This is a genomic window from Streptomyces sp. NPDC048671, assembly GCF_055587045.1.
On sequence record NZ_JBVJHB010000004.1, the window covers coordinates 124,704 to 145,871 of the forward strand.

The following is a 21,168-nucleotide window of genomic DNA, read 5'->3' on the forward strand; positions in this document are numbered from 1 at the left end:
CCGCCGCGACGACGATGGGGGTGTACGGCGCCCCTGGACGGGAGGGTGAGTTGACGGACCCCTGGTTGGCCCTGGCAGCCGATGCGGACCCCGGTGAACGGCTCGGCGAGCTGCGGCACGCGCACGAGGTGTTCACCGCGGCCGGCCGCCTGGAGCGGCCGGTCCGCCCGGTGGTCGGCGAATCCTGGCGCCGCTCGGCGCGGGCCCGCGTCTGCCCGGACGGCGCGGCCCTGCTCGATCTGGACGCCGACGACGTCGGACCGTACCGGGAGTCCCACCCGCTCGCCCGTGCCATGCCGGTTATCCGGGAGCTGATGAGCGCCTACGCGACGGACGGGGAACACCTCCTGGCGGTGTGCGACGCCCACGGCAGACTGCTGTGGGTCGAGGGGCACCCGGTGACCAGACGGCGTGCCGGACGGATGAACTTCGTCGAGGGCGCCCGCTGGGCGGAATCCGTCGCCGGGACCAACGCGCCGGGAACGGCCATCGCCGTGGACCGCCCGGTCCAGGTGTTCGCGGCCGAGCACTTCCTGCGTCCGGTGCAGCAGTGGACGTGCGCGGCCGCGCCACTGCACGACCCGCACACCGGACGGGTACTGGGCGCGGTCGACATCACCGGAGGGAACGGGCTCGCGCATCCGCACAGCCTGGCATTCGTGCAGGCCGTCGCCCGCGCCGCCGAATCCCAACTGGCCCTGCTCGCCCCGTCCCCGGCCGCCGGGACGGTACGGCTGACCGCCCTCGGCAGGGACGAGGCGCTGCTGATCGTGGGCGGCCGGGCGCTCCGCTTCAGCCGGCGGCACAGCGAGATCCTGGTCGCGCTGGCCCGGCGCCCCGAGGGCATCGGCGGCGAGGAGCTCCTTGTCGAACTGTACGAGGACGAGTCGGTCACCCCGGTGACGCTGCGGGCCGAGCTCTCCCGGCTGCGCCGTCTGCTCGGCCCTGATCTGCTGCTCTCCCGCCCCTACCGTCTCGCCTCCCCCGTCGACGCGGACTTCGACACCGTCGCGCGCCGGCTGGCCTCGGGTGCGGTGGCCGCGGCGCTGAGTGCCTATGCGGGGCCCCTGCTGCCCGGTTCGCAGGCCCCGTCGGTCGTCCGGCTGCGGCGTCGGCTCGACGATTCGCTGCGGGCCGCGCTGATCGCGCGCGGCGATCCGGGGCTGCTGGCGGACTGGGCGTCCAGCCCGTGGGGTGAGGACGACCTCCCCGCGTGGCGGGCGCTGGCCGCGGCCGCGCCGGCGGCGCAGCGGCCCGCCCTGCTGGCCCGCGCCAGGACGCTCGACGCGGAACTGCGTTAGCCGCCCGCCCGCGGTACGCAACGGGGTTGCAACGTCGCGCTGCCTAGCCTCGCGCCGAGGGCCGTCCAACGGCGGGCGGCACCGGATCCGGGAGGCCACAGAGATGACCCGTTACGCTGCGCCGGGCACCGAGGGCGCGATCGTCTCGTACGAGTCGCGCTACGACCACTGGATCGGTGGCGCCTACGTACCGCCGGCCCGAGGCCAGTACTTCGAGAACCCGAGCCCCGTCAACGGCCGCCCGTTCACGGAGATCGCCCGCGGCACCGCCGAGGACGTCGAGCTCGCCCTGGACGCGGCACACGCCGCGGCGCCGGCCTGGGGTGCCACGTCGGCGGGCGACCGGGCCTCGGTCCTGAACCGGATCGCGGACCGGATGGAGGCTCATCTGGAGGAGCTCGCGGTCGCCGAGAGCTGGGAGAACGGCAAGCCGGTACGGGAGACCCTGGCGGCCGACATTCCGCTGGCCATCGACCACTTCCGCTACTTCGCGGGTGCGCTCCGCGCTCAGGAGGGCTCGCTCAGCCAGCTCGACGAGGACACCGTCGCGTACCACTTCCACGAGCCGCTCGGCGTCGTCGCGCAGATCATTCCGTGGAACTTCCCCATTCTCATGGCCACCTGGAAGCTGGCGCCGGCCCTCGCGGCGGGCAACGCGGTGGTCCTCAAGCCGGCCGAGCAGACGCCCGCGTCGATCCACTTCTGGCTGAGCCTGGTGGCGGACCTGCTTCCGGCGGGCGTCGTCAACATCGTCAACGGCTTCGGCGCGGAGGCCGGCAAGCCACTGGCGTCCAGCCCGCGCGTCGCGAAGATCGCGTTCACCGGGGAGACCACGACGGGGCGGCTGATCATGCAGTACGCCTCCGAGAACATCAAGCCGGTGACCCTGGAGCTGGGCGGCAAGTCGCCGAACATCTTCTTCGACGACGTCTGGTCGGCCGACGACGACTTCCGCGACAAGGCACTCGAAGGCTTCACCATGTTCGCCCTCAACCAGGGCGAGGTCTGCACCTGTCCTTCGCGGGCGCTGATCCAGCGCGGCCACTACAGCGAGTTCCTGGAGGCGGGCATCGCCCGCACCGAACAGATCGTGCCGGGCCACCCGCTGGACACGGACACGATGATCGGCGCCCAGGCCTCCAACGACCAGCTCCAGAAGATCCTCTCGTACCTGGACATCGGCCAGCAGGAGGGCGCGAAGATCCTTACGGGCGGCAGGCGCATCGAGTACGACGGGGAGCTGGCGGGAGGCTACTACGTACAGCCGACGATCTTCGAGGGCGACAACCGGATGCGGGTCTTCCAGGAGGAGATCTTCGGCCCGGTCGTCGCCGTCACGTCCTTCTCGGACTTCGACGACGCGATCCGCACCGCGAACGACACCCTCTACGGGCTCGGGGCGGGTGTGTGGACCCGCGACACGAACACCGCGTACCGGGCGGGCCGAGCCATCCAGGCAGGCCGGGTCTGGACGAACTGCTACCACGCGTACCCGGCCCATGCTGCATTTGGCGGGTACAAACAGTCCGGGATCGGCCGGGAGAACCACAGGATGATGCTGGAGCACTACCAGCAGACGAAGAACATTTTGGTTTCATACAGCCCGAAGAAACTTGGGTTCTTCTAGAACCTCAAAATGGGTGCCTGGAAGGAGCTTTACCCTTTCAGGCACCCATAGGGCGCAGCCACTGTCCGTGACCGCTCAGCAACGTTCCGGACCCGTTCACTATTTCGCTACTCGCTTTGCGCCCACAACCTCGTTCTGCGGGCGGAGAAGGCGAGGCAGCGGCCGTAGGGCTGGGCGCTGGGCGCTGGGCGCTGGGCGCTGGCAACTGTAGTGGCCCGAGGCGGGGTTACGCGGAGAACTGCGGCAAGTACCACCGCAGGAATGACGAGGGCTTCGGCGAACCGCTTGAGCATGTCCAGGCCGGTCGCAGGGCGCTCGGCGGTCTCGAGGCGGCTGACGGCCGAGGCGGAATAGCCGGTCGCCTTGCCGAGGTCGATCTGCCGCCGGCCGTGCTGCTGGCGCGCCCTGCGGATCAGGCCTCCGACGTCGCCGTCCGCGATGAGCCTCTGGGCGCGCGGGGAGTTCCAGTCCGGTACCTGAGCACGCATGGCCGCTCCCTTCGGGAACCCGCGCCGCCCGCCAGAGTGGGCACGCTCGGGCCGCTGCCCGCACTTTCGATTCTCGCCCACGCCCCTTGGCCAGGCGGCGCCGCCACAGCCGCCCAGCGCCCGTTCCGGACTTCTGGAACGGGCTCCGCAGTCAGGCGCATGGTGCCTTCCCTGGCATGGCCTTGCAAGAATGCTTCCTGCACGCACGTGCCGATGAGGGGTGGGTTCGTTGGTCTGGTGGGCGGAAAGATCTCTCTGGGACGGGGAGCGCCCTGAGTGGACATGGGTGCCGTTGAAGTCCGTGGGGCCCATGCGGTTCGGTCAGAGCAAGGAGGAAGTCTCAGCCGCTCTGGGCGAGCCGATCACGGGATGGGGCGAGATGTACGCGCGGTGGTATCCCTTCAACGGGGTTGGCATCGACACCTACTACGACCAGGAGACCCGGACCCTGGCTGCAGTAGCTGTCGACGCCTGCCGGGGCCCCCAGGTCAGCCTCGACGGCACTCCTTTGGTTGGCCGGTTGCCCTCGGAACTGGAACCTTGGATAGAGGAGACCGCGTCAACACTTGAGGATCCGACTCTGCCCGAGTATGTCGATGGCCTGCGCTTCGGGCCCCGCGGGGAGCCGTACCTCCTCAGTCTGGGATTGGTCCTGCGCTGCCAGCAGAATGGTGACCACGCTCGGTGTCGCCCAGTGTTCCTTGCGCCTCAGTGGGCCATGCGAGGCCAGGAATGGATTGATGACTTGATCCCCGACAGGGAGTGGCTGACCTATTGAGCGATGCCCAGCCTCACGTTGATGCGTGAAGAAGGACCAGGACAGCCTTCACGACGTCGGTTATTCGAGTGGTGGAGCATCGAAGCTTGCGCAGGAGCCGCCAGGACTTGAGGGTGGCCATGGCCTGTTCGACGAGTGCGCGGATCTTCGCGTGGGACCGGTTCACCGCTTGCTGACCGGCGGAAAGAGTGTGCCAGCGCCCCCAGTACGGGGTGCGGACCGTGCCGCCGGCGCACCGGTAGCCCTTGTCGGCCCAGCAGCTAACGTCGACTCGGGCGAGAGCGTCGATGATGCCGTGCTCACGGGCCGCGCGGACGTCGTGGACGGCTCCGGGCAAGGCCGGTGAGGCCCACAGTCGTCTTCCGAAGGGGCTGGCGAGGATCTGCACGTTCATACCGTGTTTCTTGTGCTTGCCCGAGTAGAAGGGAAGGTCAGCGGCGATGCGGCCGATCGGCAGGAGTGGCCTTGTTCACTTTCAGCAGCAGCGTTTGTCGGCCTGTTTGGGAGGCGGTGGGTGATCCAAGCCTCCGCAGATGTGGACGAGAAATGACGGCGCTCAGGACCTTTGGGGCATGATCGGGGGCCGAGCGCGGATCTGTGAGGCGAGGAGGCACCGCGATGGTGATCAGAGAGCTGCATCCGGAGAGGACGGCCCGGCTAGAGGCGCTCGTGGATGAGTGCCGACCGCTGCTGACGAGTGCCGGTGGGATGGCTGTCGTGCAGAGGCTGCTGAGTGAGCGTCGGGTCGAGGTGCTCGACGCGGTGGTGATCACGCGCGAGCTACTGGGGGCTGGCCCCACGGCACTCAGGGAGGCGAAGACCATCGTCTTGACGAGTCCGGGCAGAGGCCGCGAGCTTCGAGTGCACGAGCAGTTCATGGATGACCTGGAGCAAAGCGGCGGTCTCGACCGGTGATGAGCGGTCTCATCACGGCCGCCTCGGTGTCCCATCCGGGCCGCCGCCTGTTGGGTGGCGGCCCGGATGCGGGACCACGAGGTCAGCCGGCCTTGGCGGGCTCTTCGGCTCGGGCTCGTGTGCTGGCGAGGCGGTAGGAGTCTGTGCCGGTTTCGATGATGGTGCCGTTGAAGGTGGGGCGATCGACGATGGCCGCGCAGAGGCGGGGGTCGGTGAAGGTTTTGGTCCAGCCGCCAAAAGGATTCGTCGGAGGCGATGGCGACGCTGTTCTTCTCCTCACGTTCAGTCAGGACCGAGTCTGTCAAACGAGCGGTGTAACTCGGATTGTTGTAGTTACTGACGGGCCGCAGAGAGCCGGCCGTCGAAGGTGATGTCGAAGGCGTTGAGTGCGGTTTTCCAGCGCATGGTCCAGCGTGCCTGGCCCTTGCCGGTGGGGTCCAGGGACATGATCGCCATGTAGACGCACTTCAGGGCGGCCTGTTCGTTGGGGAAGTGACCACGGGCTTTCACTGCCCGTCGGATCCGCGCGTTCACGGACTCGATCGCGTTCGTGGTGCAGACGATGCGGCGGATCTCGGTGTCGAAACGGAGGAACGGCGTGAACTCCTCCTACGCGTTCTCCCAGAGCCGGACGATCGCCGGATACTTCTTGCCCCACGCGTCGGCGAACTCCGCGAACCGCTCGAGTGCGGCCTCCTCGGTCGCCGCGGTGTAGACGGGCTTGAGCACCTTCGCGATCTTGTCCCAGTCCTGGCGGGCGGCATAGCGGAAGGAGTTCCGCAACAGGTGGACCACGCAGGTCTGCACGACCGTGCGGGGCCAGACAGTATCGACCGCGTCGGGCAGCCCTTTCAGCCCGTCGCAGACCAGCATGAGGACGTCGTTCACTCCGCGGTTCTTGATCTCGGTAAGGATGTGCATCCAGTGCTTGGCGCCCTCCCCGCCGTCACCCGCCCACAGCCCGAGAATGTCCCGCCGGGCCCTCGGCCGTAACGGCCAGGGCCACGTAGATGGGCCGGTTGGCCACCGCGCCGTCGCGGATCTTCACGTGGATCGCGTCGATGAAGATCACCGGGTAGACGGCGTCCAGGGGCCGGTTCTGCCATTCGGCCATGCCATCGAGGACCTTGTCGGTGATCGTGGAGATCGTCTGGCGGGACACGTCGGCCCCATAGACCTCGGACAGGTGAGCCTGGACCTCACCGGTCGTCAGGCCCTTCGCGGCGAGCGTGGATGACCATCTCGTCCACGCCGGACAGGCTCTTCTGCCGCTTCTTTGCGATCTTTGGCTCGAAGGAACCCTCGCGGTCGCGGGGCACGGCTATCTCGACCGGGCCGACGTCGGTCAGCACGGTCTTGGCACGGGTTCCGTTGCGGCTGTTCCCGCCGTTCTTCCCGGCGGGAACGTGCTTGTCATAGCCGAGGTGGTCGGTGATCTCGCCCTCGAGAGCGGACTCCAGGAGCCGCTTGGTCAGCTGCTGGAGCAGCCCACCCTCGCCGGTCAACTGAAGGCCCTCAGCCTGAGCCCGCCCCACCAGCTCATCAATCAAACGGTCGTCCACAGAATTCGACGGCGCCGCCTCAGACGGCTCGGCAGTCTCAACCTCGGTCACGTTGTCGCTGGTTCATCGATGCATCTTCCATGATCGGGAGTTACACCGAACGTTTTACAGTCCCCCATTTGGCGTGAGGCCGCCGAGCAGCTGCACAGGCTCGGCTTGGCCCTTACCGCCATCGCAGTGACCCACATCTGCCACTGCAGACTCTCCGAATGGCAGCCCCACGGGAATCCGTCTCGAAGTGGTCAGTGGAGGGCGACTGCACGCGGAGGACAACGGACGAGCCGACAGCGGCCCGAACGTCGTGGCTTCGCGTCAGTCCGTGGTGCGTGCCGCGTCGCGCAGTCTGCGCCATGTGCGTACGACGGACGCCAGTCCGGCGCGCTTGGCACCGAGTACGCCGGACTCCCAGTCCCGGGCCGTCCCGGCGAATGTCTCCGCCCGTGTCGCCTCGACCTGTTGCCGTGCCTGTACCGCCCGTGCGGCGAGTCGCAGGTCCCCTGCTTCGACCGTGGCGAGCTTCGCCCGGACATGGCTGAGCAGTGTGGCGCAGGCGTCTGCGATCGCGGCTTCCCCCAGCGGGCGCGCAGGGACATCCAGCCCTTCGGTCAAGCACCGTTCGAGGGCTGTCCGCAGGTCCTGCAGGGAGAGGTCGCGGATCGTCAGCGACAGGTGGGCGGAGAGCCCTGCTTCGCCCACCGCGCGGTGGGCGAAGCCGCGCGGGATATAGAGCACGTTGCCGGGCTCGAGGACGCTGTGCAGGAGTTGGGGCGAGTGCTCGCCGTCCGGCAGCTCGCCCAACGACCAGTCCGCCGTAGTCGGCGCGCCGTGGACGTACCAGGTCTTACGTCCGGCCACCTGGAGGGCAAACACGTCGGCGTCGTCACGGTGTATCGCGAGGCCCTGACCGTCTGCGGGCGTGACGAAGAAGAACGCCTCCACGCGCCGGTCGAGCTCCCCGGACAACCGCGTCACCAGATCGCCAGTGGGGCGGTGCCACTGGTCGACATGTCGCAGGAGCAGCGTCGCCCCGGCGCGCAGGAGTGCGACGACCTTCGCGCGGTCGGCAAAGCCGTGGTGCGTTGTGCCGTTGACCACGCGAGACGTGGTGTACGCATCGGCCGGGACGGTGACCTTGTTGGAGCGGACCATCTCCAGGTAGGGGGTGCGCAGCAGCCCTGAGTCGAAGGCGGCGTCCAACTCGTCGAGGTCGAACGGCGAGGCGAGTGTCTCCGGCGTGAAGACCGCGGGCTCGCGCTGCCACTGGTGGCTGGTGAAACTCGTGACGTCGCCGACCCAGTCGGCCAGCGTGGGCGATTCCATAGCGTTTCCTGTGGTGTCAGGGAGTTCGGTACTCGCGGGCCGGCGGCGTCCGCCCGGAACGAGGGCTGGAGCGGGCTCCCCGGCGGGAGCGGTCCTGCGCGGTGGCCGCATTGCCTTTGCCGGCATCAGTGGCCGGCGCCAGGGCGTGGTGCCGGGTCATGCCCCGGTTTCCACGTCGATCCGCACGGAGAGCAGGGAGCGCAGGGGTACGTGGGTCTCCTGCTGCAGGCCGCGAATGACGAGCTGGTTGTCGAGAGCGACGGTCAGCAGGCGTTCGGCGAGGGGTACGACCAGGTGCTTGGCCCAGCAGCGGGCACCGTCGAACCCGAACGGCATGAACGCGGGCGTCTTCTCGGGATCCGCCACCCCGGCCCATCGCTCGGGCCGGAACTCTAACGGATCGGACCAGTAATCCGGGTGACGATGCATCAGGAGGGGGAAGAGCGCGACGTTGTCCTCGGGGCGGATCTCGGGGTGCAGTCCGGTGTATGCCTTCCCGCCGGTTCGGTACAGCATCCACGCGGGCGGGAGCAGCCGCAGCGTCTCCCACAGAACCGCGGTGAGGTCGCCGCGGGCTTCCTCTCGTTCCCGCGCCGGCCCCAGGAGCCACAGTGCGTTGCCGGCCAGTGCGGCCACGCCGTCGCAGAGGGTGGCTGTCGCTCGCCGGTACATGGCGATGGCCTGCCTGCGCTCTTGGGTGTCGGAAGCGCTGCGGATCTGCTCGGCCAGCGCGGTGCGCTCGTGTCCGCCTTCGGTCTCCGGCCAGAAGGTGATGGCACGGTCGACGATCCGAGAGAGCGTGTGGGAGCGCGTGACGCGACGTTTCGACAACAGGGAGACCGGCAGGGGGTCGGACGCGAAGAGCCACTGGCGCAGGTAGGAGGTGGCCGCGTAGGGCCAGGCGCCGTCCAGCCCGCTTGCCGGGGGCGGCGGAGTGCGGATGCCCTCCATGACGTCCTGCCCCAGAGCACGGATCGTCCGTGTCGCGCTGTCGTGGGGGATCTCGGCTCCCGCTGCGGGCTTGTAGACCGAGCGCTCTGTTGACAGAACAGGGCGCGCCCCGACGACTTCGGCCATCAGGTCACAGTCGGAAACGCCGACCGTGGTCGCGTCGATCCGGAACACTTTCTCTTCCCTGGCCAGCAGGTCCTGAATCCGCGGGGCGTAGACGATGGAATGGCCGCGAACTTCCGCCGGTGCCGCTTCTTCCACGAGAATCGCGCCTCCATTGAAAATGGCAATTAAATGGGTTCCCCGCAGCGGGCGGAGAATTCCAGACATTGAACGGGCGGGAGCGTGCGTTGCCCCGTGCGTTGTGCTGCGACCTGACCTGCGGCAGAGCCCGATACGGTCTCGACCGCCACGGACCGCGACAACCAGAGACACACCCAAGCGTTGGCGGGGGGAAGCGACATGGTCGCTTCCCCCCGCCAACGAAAGGTGAACTAGATGACGTGCAGAACCCACGCGTGGTTGGCGAGGTCCTCATCCTTCTTGAACTTCCTCACAAGCGCCTTGATCTTCTTCATGACTACTCCATTTCCTGGATTACGGACACGATCAAAATCGCGTCCGTGCCATAATCGAAAAGGGCTGTCTCCCCCACCGGGGGAATATCACCATTTCAGCTGACGCTTACGTTCTCCTAACGTTTCGCTAACGTTTCACGTGGACCCATCGCCGCTTTGACGCGGCGTCACCTCGCTGGGGCTTGCGTGACGGATCAGGCCGTACGGGGTGAACTGGCTGTTCTCGGTATGACAGAGCGGGGACGCGGAGCGGGTAACTGACGGGCATGCCACAGCCGGATCTGCCGCCCCGCCCCGGCGGGCGAGTTCTCGCACCGGTCGCGGTCGACCAGGACGTTTCGGCAAGCTCGTCTCACGACTATGCCCGTCAGGCACGCGGCCACGACCATGGAAAGCGCGCCACGTTATACCGGCGGCGAACTGCTTGGTGTGACTGCTACTTAGGTTTTGCCAGGAATCAACACGTCGGTTTGATCTTGCTTTTGTCGAGGTCGAGGAACCTGGCGACGTCTTCCCGTGTGCGGAAACGGGCTGTTGAGGCAGGCAGGTAAACACCATGGGATTCCCGAGCGGGCGGACGTCTTTCACTGCGCGGCTGATGATCATGACGGCAGCGTTGAAGAGCTGGCCCAGGAGGTCCAGGGTCGCGAGTTTTCGCAGATGGAGGACGGTGACCAGGACTCGGTCGGCTGAGGTGAGCTTGGCTTTGGCACCAGCGCCAGGGGCCACCAGGCGCTCGTGACCTCGTCGTGTGCGGAGCGCTTGCTCGCGTTGAACCTCCATCGCTGGAGCCAAAACGTCGATGAGTTCGCTGAGCTGCCGGCGGGGCATCCCGGTCAGTTCTGGGTCCTGGAGCGAACGCCGCGTGAGGCGAGCCGGTCTGTCTGCCAGGGCCTCGTCCGGTGTGCTGCCGGTGGTCGCCGCGTCCATCGGACGCGGGTGGTGGAGGGTGTAGTTCCAGTCGCCGTGGGAGCGATGGCGAGTGTGGGCAGGGCAGCGATCTCATCGTCGCTGACGTGGATGCCGGTGGGGTACTCACCGCTGTCGAGTTCGGCATGCACCGTGAGGCCAGAGCGGCTGGTGGTCGCGGCGATGGTTTGGAGCATGACTTCGTGGCTGGTCAGGGGTGTGCCTGGCCAGTTCATGGCGATGTGGGAGAACAGCCGCTGCTCGATCTTGTTCCACTTCGAGGTGCCGGGCGGAAGGTGACACACCGCGATCTCAAGGCCGGTCTCGGAAGCGAGATTGGCGAGCTGGGTCTTCCAGCCGCGGGTGCGGCAGCCGTTGGAGCCCCCGCCGTCGGCGGTGATCAGCAGCCGGCGGGCGCGGGGGTAGTCGTGCCGGCCGCGGGCCTGCCACCAGCACCGGATCGAGGTGACGGCGAAGGCCGCAGTGTCGTGATCGGTGCCGATGCTGACCCAGCCGGTGTTCGCCGCCACGTCATGGATTCCGTACGGAATCGCCTTCTCCGCCCGGCCGGGGAAGGCGTGCGTTTTGCCCTCACAGGCTGCCTTGTGGGCTGCCATTCGTGGCCTGCGTTTTTGTAGTCGCCGATCAGTTCCTTCTTCTTGCTGTCCACGCTGATCACCGGGTCACCGGGTCACCGGGCCTTGACCCAAGGCCGGGTAGTTGGCGTTTTCGCAGGTCGTGCAAGCGCGTTGCAGGATTACCGACGCAAAGCAACGGAGCTCGTTGGTACAGGCAGTCGACCAAGACAGCTTGTCCCGAAGGAGCTCCGTTGCCCCGTCATTGTGTCGTGCCGCCCGCGCTGACGACCATCACCCGTACCGCCACTGTGGCCCGGGGGCCGGTTCGCGCCTGGTCATCTGGGGGAGCTGGCGGCGGTTGTGCCGTTCGAGCTCGTGGACGCGGTCTTGTCGGAGACGAGGACCGTGCAGCGGCGTCCGCGTGATCTGCCGTCGCGGGTCGAGGTCTACTTCCTGCTCGCGATGTGTCTCTTTCCCGAGGTCGGCTACCGGCATACCGCCTGGCTACGAGCCTGACCGACGCCCGTCGTTACCCCGCCGCCGTACCCGCCGAGTCCCTTCCGGGCACCGACCCGGACCGCTGCGGGTTCAGCATCGCCGTCCAGACCGCGCGCGACCAGGTCATCCACGCTGCCGGCCCTGCGGAGGGGCGCGGCCCCTACACCGACTCCGGAGTGCCGGTCAGTTCCGCCAGGCGCTCACGGGCCCGGTCGGCGTAGGGGGCTTCGTCCAGGCCGGCGCACAGGCGCAGGTCGCTCCGGGCCCCGTCGAGGTCGCCGCCTCCGGCACGGCAGGCGGCCCGTTCCCAGAGCAGTTCGCCCCGGTCGGCGTCCGGCAGGTCGAGGGCGGCGGTGAAGTCGTCGATCGCCTCCTGCCACCGCTCGGCGGAGCGGTGCACGTAGCCGCGGTTGTAGAGCAGGGACGCATCAGGGCCGACGAGTTCCAGGGCACGGGTGAGGTCCTCGACCGCGTCGTCGGCCCGGCCGAGTTCCTGGGCGAGAACCGCGCGGTTGGCCAGCGCCTCATAGAGGGCCGGGTCGTACTCCAGGGCCGTGGTGAAGTCGGCCAGGGCGGCATCGGTGTCGCCGTCCTCCAGCGCGAGCAGACCGCGGGTGCACAACAGCTCGGCGCTGTCGGGGTGGTGGGCGAGGCCCTCGGTCACGTCCGCGCGGGCACCGTCCAGGTCGCCGGCCTCCAGTAGCAGGGAGGCGCGGTTGATCCGGGCGCGCAGGTAGTCCGGTTCCAGTTCCAGTACGTAGCCGAAGTCGGCGAGGGCGCCCTTGACGTCGCCGAGTTCCGCGCGCAGGTCACCACGGTTGTAGTACGCCTCGGGGAACGGAGGGCTGACGTCGATGGCGCATTGGTAGTCGGCCAGGGCCGCGTCGGTGTCGCCGGACCGCCGGTGGAGCGAGGCCCGGTCGAAGTAGTACTCGGGGTGGTTGGGGTCGGCGGCGATCACCCGGGAGAGGTCGGCGACGCCCTCCTCCACCCGGCCCAGCGCGGCCCGCACCTGCCCGCGGTTGTGCAGCAGCACCGAGCGGTGCAACTCGTGCTCGCCCGGCGCCAGGTCGGCGTCGAGCTGGGCCAGCCCCTCGGTCACCAGCTCCTCGGCCCGTATGAGGTTGCCCATGTGCATCTCCACCAGGGCCAGCCCGTTCTGCTGGAAGACCTTCTGGAACGAGCGGGACGCCTCGGGCATCTGTGACGCCAGGGCGATGGCGGTGTGCAGGTGGGCGCGGGCGGTGAGGTGGTTACGGGCCTCGGGCGCGCGGTGGCGGGTGTACAGCATGCCCAGCGCGTAGTTGGAGAACAGGTGCACCATCGGCGTGGTGAACCGGCTGCGCAGGTCGAAGTAGATCTCCTCCGCCTCGTCCGCCTGCCCGAGGACGGCCAGCGAACTCGTCAACTTGGTGCTCGCCGAGCAGTACGCGTCCTCGTCCCGCTCGGGGTCGGCCAGCGCCCTCGCCCGGCGGCCCAGTTCGATCGCCGCGTGGTAGAAGCCCATGTCCACGCAGCGGCCGGTCGCCCCCAGCACCGCCCTCAGCCCCGCGCCGTGCGGGTCGCTCCCACGCTCCAGGTGGTACGGGAGGGCGCCGAGCCGGTGTGCCTGCGGCAGGGTCCGCTCCAGCTCCGCGGCCCTGGCGTCGTGCAGCTCGGCCCGTATCTTCGCGGGCGCGGCCTCGTAGGCGGACCGTTCGTCGGCGATGTCGGAGGTGCCGTCGGAATCCACGTAGGACCGCACCGGGTCGGCGCCTTGCCGCGGCGCGGCGGAGCCAGGGGCGGTGGCCGGCGCGTCCACGCGTACGGTGTACCCGGCCAGCGCGCCCGCCAGTTCCGCAGCGTGCGGCGGCAGCGGGTCAGCGGTGGTGGCCACGACGACGCGCAGCCGGGCCGGGTCCACCCGGCGCAGGACGATGGCCAGCAGCTCCTGCTCGGTGGCGTCCGCCGCGTGCACGGCATCGAAGCGTACGGTGACCGGCCGGCCGGAGTCGGCCGCCCAGCGGTTCAGGAACTCCACCACACCGTGTGCCAGGCGCCGGGTCCGCCCGGGGCCGTAGAACCGGGTGCGCTCCTCGGGGATGGCCAGCGAGGTGAGGGTCTCGCGGGACGGCGCCACGACGGACTCCAGATCGGGGGCGACCGACAGCAGTTCGACATCGTGGGCGGTCACCAGCTCCGGCGCCTCGGCCCACACCCGGGGCACCACCAGGTTCAGCAGGGCGGCGGTCCCGGCGTACGGGCCCCGGCCGAGGTGGTGGCTGCTGACCGCGTGGAACTCGCCCGCGACGGGCCGGGAGAGGACGGCGTCCAGCGCGGCGTCTCGGTCCCGGCGGGTGACACCGACGATCCACAGGTGTGCGGGCTGCTCGCTCATCGGGTGCGTTCCTGTTCTGCGTGAAGGGTGGCGGAGGCGGGGAGGGGTGCGATGTCCAAGGCGGGCGCGGTGTCCGGGGTGGGGGCGGGGGCGGGCTTCGGAGCTGCTTCCGTACGCTGCTGCTGCCGCCGCTCGCGGGCGCGGTCGCGCAGGGCCACCACGCCGACCAGCCCGAACTGCACGACGCTCAGCGCCAGGAAGCCGACGGAGTCCCAGAAGCCGGAGTCCGGATGCCCGGGGTGGCCGAGCCGGTCGACGAGGAGGCGCACGAAGTGGACGAGGACCGGGACCGCGGTGCCGGCGGCGGTCAGCAGCATCACCAGCACGCCTGCCGCGGCGAAGGGCGCGTACCAGCGCGCGACCTTGCGGTCCCGGTCCGACCACTGCTCCAGGTCCACCATGCGGTGCCGCAGCCCCAGCAGACGACTGAGGGTGTTGCGGATGAGCGCACGCGTCGCGTCGTGCAGGGCGACGCAGCCGAGAGCTGTGGAGAAAACGTAATAGAGGTCGGTCCGCAGGAACAGGTAGAACTGCCAGACGAACCGCAGCGCGGTGACAAAGGCGAGAGCCACCGTGAAACGCCCTACGAAGGAAAGGTCATGACCGTGTCGATGCGCATCGACGGCAGCCGCACAGATCAGCAGGCTGAAAATCACGGCGTCGGCGACCATGCCGGCCAGGAAAGGAAGGTAACGCTTTCTCCTGGGAACTCCGAGCAATCCGTTCAGCGTCGTCTCGAACACCACGAAATAAAGCCGGCGCCCGACGCCGAGACGAGAGGGTATCCCTATGCGCCGGCCGGCCAGCGCATGGAAGGACTCGTGCAGGAAGACGAATGGCAACTGGGCGAAGAGCAGACCGACCTGCACCAGCAGCAGCGAATCGCTGAAGAATAGGGTCCTCGGATATGGGCGCACATCGGGCATCCGCACCAGGAGCACCACGCACACCACAGCTATCGCCCCGTAGACGACCCAGGCCACCGGCGAGAAGACCGCCCGACCGAGCCGTGCGTACCGTACGGCAGCCGGCGCCGCAGCGACCGGATCTTCACCCTCATCCCGAACAAACCCCAGTTCGTTCAGGGTTTCCAGGAAGTCGTCCATGTCGACGGGTTCGTCGTAGGCGGCGTTGTACCAGGCGACGGCGTCAACCAAGGGCATGCCAGTGGTGAGCTTGCGGAGCAGCATCGCACCGTCGGCGGGAAAGAGGGCGTACGAATCGGTGTCGGCCCTGCCGACAAGCACCTCGTCGCCCTCCGGAATGAATGTCAACTGATGAAATGCAGGCTCCGCGGTCTGCCCAGTATCCGCCATGCCGCCTCCGCGTCGGATTCGCCGGGCGACCTCCCGGCATCGTGTAGGGACAGCGACGTGGTGCCCGCAATTCGAGGAATTACGGGCACCACGTCCTATATCAGTTCTGCGCCGCGATACACATCGGCGGCCAGTAGGCGCTCGCGCTCGTAGTAAGCTTCACACCGCCGGTCTTGCGTACGACGATCTTCTTCATCGGAATCCCCCCTTTCGATGGAATGATCCTTCTCGGCCGGCACGCAGACCGTTGCGAATTCATTCAGTCCTTGGCCTTGGGCTCGTCACTTATAGCACCGACTCCGGGCGCCTCACCAGAACTTGAAGTCCGAGAAATGGTTCATGGGAATTATTTCGGTCGAGATGCGGTGCACGGGTTTGATACGGCTGACGTTGGCCTCACCTGCCACAAAACCGAAAACAAACCCAAGCAGCGGCGAGTTCTCCCACCGGCCACACCCCTGCCCGGACCACCGGAGCAGCCAGCGCCGACCCGACCCGCCCACGCCCACAACCGGGCCGCACCGCCACCCCCGAGCCCAAAGCTCAAGGTCACACCCCCACCCGCCCCCTCGCCCCCACGACACCCCCCTGCCTCGCCGCCCAGCGCGGGACCGCCGGCCCCTCATCCTGATCTTCCTGGCCGAAAGTCGCCGTCACTACTCCACTTGAGGGCGGAGATACGACCGCCTCGTGGAGGGGCTGTGAACTTCCTCGGGTGGATGGCGACCATCCGTGATGGCCCCCGACCGCTAGGCGCACGTTGCATCCATGACCCCCGGAGAGGACAGCCCCGAACAGCCACCACCCCACCGCACGTTGTGGATATATGGCCTACTTAGCGCCCTTCGGGCGCACGACGCAGCCGCTCAACCTCTCGGGGCCCGACCCACCTGGTGACACAGAAGGGGCCGGCCTCCGCGGAGACCGGCCCCTTCTTGCGCCGCTCACACTTTGCAGCGGAACGTTTAGTGCAGGGCTCCCACCTGCGAAAACGCCCGTTTAAGCTGATCGTATCCAGCCGTGATCCAGCACTGTCGGAACTCATCCAGCACATCCAGCACGTCACGCTGCGGAAGCAGACTCATCCGCCCTTGTCCACCTCTTCGAAGAGGAACGCGGCACGCGCGGCGGTCACCTTCGCCCAGTTCCCGTACTGACCAGAGCCAGAGCCACGATGGCGAGACCGAGGCCGACAAGCAACCACCAGACGCCGTGCTCGGCTCGGTGTACGCGGACCCGCCGTGCGCCACTGAGAGGTCGTTAAGACCGACCGAGGGGTACGCGGCGGGCCATCCGCTGGTGTGCCACCGCCGCCGGATCCCTGACCGTGTCGTGTTCGAGCACGTCGTGCTCGCCCTGGTCCACGGTTCCGGACACGAGCGGACCGCGAGCCCCGGATACTCGGACCGCTCGATTCGACGTCGCGTCAAACAATGGGCTGACCCGGGGATAGCGCAGAGGGTGCACGCCCTGGCCCTCGAAGCCTACGACCGCGTGATCGGACTCGCGCTGACCGAGATCTCGGTCGACGGCTACATGACCAAGGCCCCGTCGGGCGGCGAGAAGGCTGGACGGTCACCGATGGACCGGGGCAAGCAGGCACTGAAGCGCCCCGTCGCCTCCGACGCCTGCGGCGTTCCGCTGGGTATCGTCTCCGACGGCGCCAACCGGCACGACTCGCCCCTGCTCGGCCCGACGCTGAAGGCGGCCGGCACCCAGGTCGGCGCGATGCCCCAAGACGTCAACGTCAACCTGGACCGCGGCTACGACAGCGCCAAGTCCCATGTCCTGCTGGCCGAGTTGGGCTTCACGGCCGAGATCGCCCGCAAAACGTCCCGGCCCCGATCCGGGCAGGCAAACGCTGTGTGGCAGAGCGCACGCACTCCTGGATGAACGACTACGGCAAGCTGCGGCGCTGCACCGAGAAGAGCGGCAAGGCCGTGGACTTCTACCTCCACCTCGCCGCCGCACTCGTCCCGCTCCGCATGCTCATTCCACGTGCAGCCAAGCGCTAGTGCTGGGACACCCGCTCGACCACCCGGCGCCTCAAGTGGATCCATTTGCCGGTCGGTCTATGTCGCTCGGGTACGGCTCTCGCTCCATGCCCACACCTCATCATGGACATGCCGAGTAGACGGCGTGCGTGACGATCAGTACCACGATCGAGCGATCACGAACCATGGAAGACCGGACTAGAGGACGTCTCACGTGGTGAGCTTTGCGAATCTCCTGTAGCAGGTGAGGGTTGCGGCGAGGCCGAGGAACGCCAGGAAGTGGCTGCCGTTTCGCTCGTACCGGACCGTGGGGCGGCGGTAGCCGAAGAGCCACGCGATCGACCGCTCGATCTTCCAACGGTGCCGGCCGAGGCGCTCGCCGGACTCGATGCCGGGGCGGGCGATCCGGGGGATGAGGCTGCGACCGAGGAGCCAGCGCAGATGTTCCGCGGAGTAGTACGCCTTATCCTCGGACCTTCACCGGTCGTCTCCGGCGGGGGCCGCGCCGTGAGCGAACTGCGGGTATCCCGAGGATCAGCGGCTTGAACGCCCGGCTGCCATGGAGGTTCGCGCCCGACACCGCCACGGATAGCGGCAGGTCCTGGGCTTCGGACAGCACATGCAATTTGCTGCCCTTCTTACCGCGATCGACCGGATTCGCGCCAGTAAGCGATACCTCCATTTTCGCCCGCACCGACGCGGCATCGACAATCGCGGACGACCAGTCCAACTCACCCCCGGCACCGAGCTCGTCCAACACCGCCTGGTGCAGCCTGTGCCACAACCCGGCTTTGGTCCACATGGCGAACCGACGGTGCGCGGTGGCTGGTGAGACACCGAACGACTCCGGCAGAAACCGCCACGCGCACCCGCTCGTCAGCACGTACACCATGGCCGTTAATACCGCCCGCTCGTCCACCGGAGCCGTACCACCGCCCCGCGGACGGGAAGCGAACCTCGGCAACAACGGAGCTGACAGCTCCCACAGTTCGTCCGGCACAAGCCGATGCGACAGATCAACACCCACGGTCCAGAACCATGCCGCATCAGCAAACGGCTGTGACTGAGCGCTACAAGTTGGCGCTGACGTCGCTTCCAATGCGTCAGATCGGGGGGAGCTTGGGTTTGCGTGTTCGACGGAAGTCGTCGCTCGAGAGGCGCCAGCGGCACCACTTGATCACCGACGCTCCGATGAGGAACCCAGCCATTCCGCCGACGATCGCAGCAGTGGACTGAAACATGAATCCGCCCCACGCAACAGCCATGCCCGCTGGCTGGAGCCAGGCCAGGATCGGCTCCCCTGAGCCGCGCAAACATCCCAGGCCAGGCCCCCCAATCAGGGCCAGACCAACCAGGACGCCGACAACAGGTACCCGTTCGGCGTGACAGACAGGGCTATGACTGGCATGGATCTACTCCCGGAACTCGGGCAACGCAGGGAGCGCCGGGATCAGCACCTGTGGACACGGATCCCCGATTGTGCCAGAGCCGCCGATTCCTCGGCAGATGGCCGCAACGGTCAGGCCGGCGATCAATCTTCGGTAGTCCGGCCAACCGGACCCCTACGCGTCAACTGTCCAAAGCGCAAGAGCCATCGGACAACGAGAAACGCGCAGCCACACCAACCATGTGAGACATCCTCTTAACGAGCTCTCAAACTTGAACGATGTACCCAGCCGTGCCCGACTGACTGACCGTCACAAGAGTTGCTGTCGCGGCGAGTTGACGCCACCTCGGATGCAAGGTATACGCCTAATGCTAACCTCCCCCTTATCTATAAAGGAGAGGCACCGAGTGAAGAAACTACTGAGTTTCGCGTCCGTACTGGCACTCTTGACCGGAATCGCCACTGCCTCGACAACGTCCGCCCACGCCGCTACAGACAGAAGTGGGGCAGAACGGCTTAACATCCCGAACAGCAGTGCATGCAGGGCAGGCCGCACCGTCATGCAAGGCATGGCCGCGGGGCCGGGCGGCCGGCTCTACATCATTTTCACCAAGGCGGGCGGGGCGGAGCCGGTCCTGTCCAGATGGTCGCGCGACGGCTCAACCTGGGACGGTGCCAGCTGGACCTGCGCCGGGGCGCCGACCTCCATACCCGCACTCGGCCACGGTAACGACCTCGCCTACCATCCGAACTATCAGGGCCAGGGGCCTGCCTTGATTGCGACCCAAGGAAGTCAATCGGCTTACCCGAGCGCCGATGTGACGATCATTCACCTGAACTCGTCGGGATCTGTTGGCGCAAGCGAGGTAGTCCATCTACCCATCGGCAATATCAGCGGCCTCTGCTACAGCGCGACGGCGGCCGACGGAGCCGGCAAATTTGCCGCCCGCCGCTTGGGCAACCTGTGGACCCACCCCGGCGCCGGTTCGCTGACGAGCGGATGGACGCTGGTGAAGAGCAACCTGACGAGTCACGACAATCGTTCCGACCAAGGCATTGACTGCTCCGAGAACTACATCTGGAACACCAAGTCCATCAACAGTTCAACGCCCGATACCGGGTGGAACTGGGTGTACCAGTACAACTGGTCCGGAGGTAACGTGGAGAGCGATATCGGAATCCCGGGGAACAACCTGACCGACGAGCTCGAAGATGTTACCCACATTGGGAGCGACTTCTTCATCGGCGTCAACCGAAACGGCGGGAGCCCCGACTCCGTGAAGGTCTTCATCGAGTGAAGTCCCTCCCTCCGCACAGCTGAGAACGCGCACCGTCCAGCGATCCGCACACGCGCGCCTCAGGCGCTGTTGTCGTTCCGAACTTGAGGGCGTCGTTTTCGCTGGTCGGAACCGCCCGAGACGAACAACGTCTACCAGGCCATCGTGAACGCCTTCAACCAGCACCCCGACCGGGAATACCGAGCCCGTGAGCTCCTTGAACTACTCGACATGCCCACCGTCGAGGCATCGGTCAACGTCACCCGCGCTCGCCTCGGACGCCTCACTCGCCAGGGCTTCCTCACCCAGCCCGGACCAGGCCGCTGCCAGAAACGGACTTAACGACCTCTGAGTGAGGGAGCCTTGACGGGTGAGGCGTCCAAGGCGGCTGCGGGTGACGCTCATGGCCGGGTCTTCGGTGGGCATGCCAAAGAGTTCGTGCAGTTCACGGACCCGGAACGCCTGATCGGGGTGGGTGTTGAAGGCATTCAGGATGGCCTGGTAGGCGGTGGGCGACTCGGGCGGTTCGGATTCGGCCCCGGTCGGTGCGAGTTCCGCGATGACCTTCCGGGTCGTGGCGAGTTCCGCTGGGTGCGCCTCGTCCTCGGTCCTCTTCGGGGGCAACAACCCCAGATACCCCAAGACGCCGGCCTACGCGACCGACCGACGTGACGACGCCCTCGTCTGCCACCACCTCTGGATCGGCCTCTCCCCGAGGCCAGGCTCACCGTCGGACTCCGTTCACACCGAGCCCGCCCTATGGGCAATCCGAGCCGGGGCGCCTTGTTCACAGACGGCTTCACCTTCACATCCGAAGGAGCCGCACACCGTCGGCAGGCCCAGACCCGGCCGAACCGGAGATCAATCGTGGGAATAGTGCACAGTCGGAATAACCCCCTCCTGCCAGCCATCCACGAGATCGAACGCGAGGCACGGACCAGCTACTTCGGGTCCCCCGCCATCGCGTCCCGCAAGATCAACCGCGACCCGTCCCAGCCCGAGCTGTTCCTGTGGATCATCGAGCCGGTCGCCAAAGCCCTCACCGTCGCCGAGCGGCTGCCCTGACACACGTCCCACCGCATCGCGCCCCTGCCACAGTCGGCCAGCAAGCAAGCAGCTGATCGGACGCCGGGGCATCGAGGCCACCGGTGACATCGACTTCTTCGTTCTACGGCACACACCCCTACGCTCATCTGCGCGTCGAGTTCGAGCGGCGCCTGTACGTCATGCGCGAGGCCGGCGAGATCCCCGACCCTCGCAAGGTCCAGATCTCCCGGATCAAGGCAGAAGACACCGAGCTCCGGCACAGCTC

The 21,168-nt window shown here is 67.5% G+C and carries 12 protein-coding genes and 7 pseudogenes; 7 read left to right on the forward strand and 12 right to left on the reverse strand.

Translation table 11 applies throughout. From position 1 onward, the window contains the following. Positions 1–50: 50 nt before the first annotated feature. Entirely contained in the window at positions 51–1,301 is a 1,251-nt protein-coding gene (locus ACZ6S6_RS09615) for a GAF domain-containing protein (RefSeq protein WP_469704614.1), read from the forward strand. Between the two features lie 103 nt (positions 1,302–1,404). Continuing rightward, on the forward strand, positions 1,405–2,928 hold the full coding sequence (exaC, locus tag ACZ6S6_RS09620) for an acetaldehyde dehydrogenase ExaC (protein ID WP_469704616.1): 1,524 nt from the start codon (positions 1,405–1,407) through the stop codon (positions 2,926–2,928). A gap of 107 nt (positions 2,929–3,035) precedes the next feature. Here exaC and ACZ6S6_RS09625 read toward each other — a convergent pair whose 3' ends face one another. After that, entirely contained in the window at positions 3,036–3,416 is a 381-nt protein-coding gene (locus ACZ6S6_RS09625; RefSeq protein WP_469704618.1) for a helix-turn-helix domain-containing protein, read from the reverse strand. A gap of 791 nt (positions 3,417–4,207) precedes the next feature. Next, positions 4,208–4,654 (reverse strand): annotated as a pseudogene (locus ACZ6S6_RS09630) (transposase family protein); the annotation flags it as partial. A gap of 158 nt (positions 4,655–4,812) precedes the next feature. Here ACZ6S6_RS09630 and ACZ6S6_RS09635 point away from each other — a divergent pair. Continuing rightward, a complete protein-coding gene (locus ACZ6S6_RS09635; RefSeq protein WP_469704620.1) occupies positions 4,813–5,109 on the forward strand; it encodes a hypothetical protein in 297 nt (98 codons plus the stop codon). Positions 5,110–5,191: 82 nt separating this feature from the next. Here the strand turns inward: ACZ6S6_RS09635 and ACZ6S6_RS09640 are convergent. From ACZ6S6_RS09640 to ACZ6S6_RS09665, 6 genes and pseudogenes are all read right to left on the reverse strand, one after another. Next, a pseudogene (locus tag ACZ6S6_RS09640) lies at positions 5,192–5,420 on the reverse strand (ATP-binding protein); the annotation flags it as partial. 22 nt (positions 5,421–5,442) lie between these two features. Beyond that, positions 5,443–6,671 (reverse strand): annotated as a pseudogene (locus ACZ6S6_RS09645) (IS256 family transposase). Positions 6,672–6,983: 312 nt separating this feature from the next. Next, positions 6,984–7,991, reverse strand: a complete 1,008-nt coding sequence (locus ACZ6S6_RS09650) for a JmjC domain-containing protein (protein WP_469704621.1) — start codon at positions 7,989–7,991, stop codon at positions 6,984–6,986. 156 nt (positions 7,992–8,147) lie between these two features. Then, positions 8,148–9,203, reverse strand: coding sequence for a cytochrome P450 (locus ACZ6S6_RS09655; RefSeq protein WP_469704622.1), 1,056 nt, complete (start codon positions 9,201–9,203; stop codon positions 8,148–8,150). A 774-nt stretch (positions 9,204–9,977) separates the two neighbouring features. Then, a pseudogene (locus ACZ6S6_RS09660) lies at positions 9,978–10,390 on the reverse strand (helix-turn-helix domain-containing protein); the annotation flags it as partial. Between the two features lie 68 nt (positions 10,391–10,458). Further along, positions 10,459–11,117 (reverse strand): annotated as a pseudogene (locus ACZ6S6_RS09665) (ISAzo13 family transposase); the annotation flags it as partial. A gap of 196 nt (positions 11,118–11,313) precedes the next feature. Between ACZ6S6_RS09665 and ACZ6S6_RS09670 the strand changes: the two are divergent. After that, positions 11,314–11,496: pseudogene (locus ACZ6S6_RS09670) on the forward strand (transposase domain-containing protein); the annotation flags it as partial. 169 nt (positions 11,497–11,665) lie between these two features. On the opposite strand, the gene ACZ6S6_RS09675 reads toward ACZ6S6_RS09670, so the two are convergent. Together ACZ6S6_RS09675 and ACZ6S6_RS09680 are read right to left on the reverse strand one after the other, a co-directional pair. Continuing rightward, entirely contained in the window at positions 11,666–13,882 is a 2,217-nt protein-coding gene (locus ACZ6S6_RS09675) for a tetratricopeptide repeat protein (protein ID WP_469704623.1), read from the reverse strand. After that, complete coding sequence (locus ACZ6S6_RS09680) at positions 13,879–15,198, reverse strand: hypothetical protein (RefSeq protein ID WP_469704624.1); 1,320 nt, start codon at positions 15,196–15,198, stop codon at positions 13,879–13,881. The genes ACZ6S6_RS09675 and ACZ6S6_RS09680 overlap by 4 nt, the downstream gene beginning before the upstream one ends. Positions 15,199–16,488: 1,290 nt before the next feature. On the opposite strand from ACZ6S6_RS09680, the pseudogene ACZ6S6_RS09685 reads away from it, so the two are divergent. Then, a pseudogene (locus ACZ6S6_RS09685) lies at positions 16,489–17,213 on the forward strand (transposase); the annotation flags it as partial. A 189-nt stretch (positions 17,214–17,402) separates the two neighbouring features. On the opposite strand, the gene ACZ6S6_RS09690 reads toward ACZ6S6_RS09685, so the two are convergent. After that, positions 17,403–18,219 (reverse strand): IS5 family transposase gene (locus ACZ6S6_RS09690; RefSeq protein ID WP_469704626.1). Its coding sequence is split into 2 segments (ribosomal slippage): positions 17,403–17,661 and positions 17,660–18,219, totalling 819 coding nucleotides; the frame shifts between segments, so codons are not numbered across the junction. Between the two features lie 767 nt (positions 18,220–18,986). On the opposite strand from ACZ6S6_RS09690, the gene ACZ6S6_RS09695 reads away from it, so the two are divergent. Continuing rightward, entirely contained in the window at positions 18,987–19,877 is an 891-nt protein-coding gene (locus ACZ6S6_RS09695; RefSeq protein ID WP_469704627.1) for a hypothetical protein, read from the forward strand. Between the two features lie 201 nt (positions 19,878–20,078). Here the strand turns inward: ACZ6S6_RS09695 and ACZ6S6_RS09700 are convergent, their stop codons facing one another. Beyond that, positions 20,079–20,498: a hypothetical protein gene (locus ACZ6S6_RS09700; protein WP_362955458.1), complete on the reverse strand. Its 420-nt coding sequence runs from the start codon at positions 20,496–20,498 to the stop codon at positions 20,079–20,081. A 234-nt stretch (positions 20,499–20,732) separates the two neighbouring features. Between ACZ6S6_RS09700 and ACZ6S6_RS09705 the strand changes: the two genes are divergently transcribed. Then, complete coding sequence (locus tag ACZ6S6_RS09705; RefSeq protein WP_362955456.1) at positions 20,733–20,921, forward strand: hypothetical protein; 189 nt, start codon at positions 20,733–20,735, stop codon at positions 20,919–20,921. Positions 20,922–21,168: the final 247 nt, after the last annotated feature.

Excerpts from the sequence above, each read along its gene's own strand:
- exaC (WP_469704616.1), top strand. The coding sequence starts at position 1,405 with ATGACCCGTTACGCTGCGCCGGGCACCGAGGGCGCGATCGTCTCGTAC.
- ACZ6S6_RS09650 (WP_469704621.1), bottom strand. The coding sequence starts at position 7,991 with ATGGAATCGCCCACGCTGGCCGACTGGGTCGGCGACGTCACGAGTTTC.
- ACZ6S6_RS09625 (WP_469704618.1), bottom strand. The coding sequence starts at position 3,416 with ATGCGTGCTCAGGTACCGGACTGGAACTCCCCGCGCGCCCAGAGGCTC.
- ACZ6S6_RS09635 (WP_469704620.1), top strand. The coding sequence starts at position 4,813 with ATGGTGATCAGAGAGCTGCATCCGGAGAGGACGGCCCGGCTAGAGGCG.
- ACZ6S6_RS09675 (WP_469704623.1), bottom strand. The coding sequence starts at position 13,882 with ATGAGCGAGCAGCCCGCACACCTGTGGATCGTCGGTGTCACCCGCCGG.
- ACZ6S6_RS09680 (WP_469704624.1), bottom strand. The coding sequence starts at position 15,198 with ATGGCGGATACTGGGCAGACCGCGGAGCCTGCATTTCATCAGTTGACA.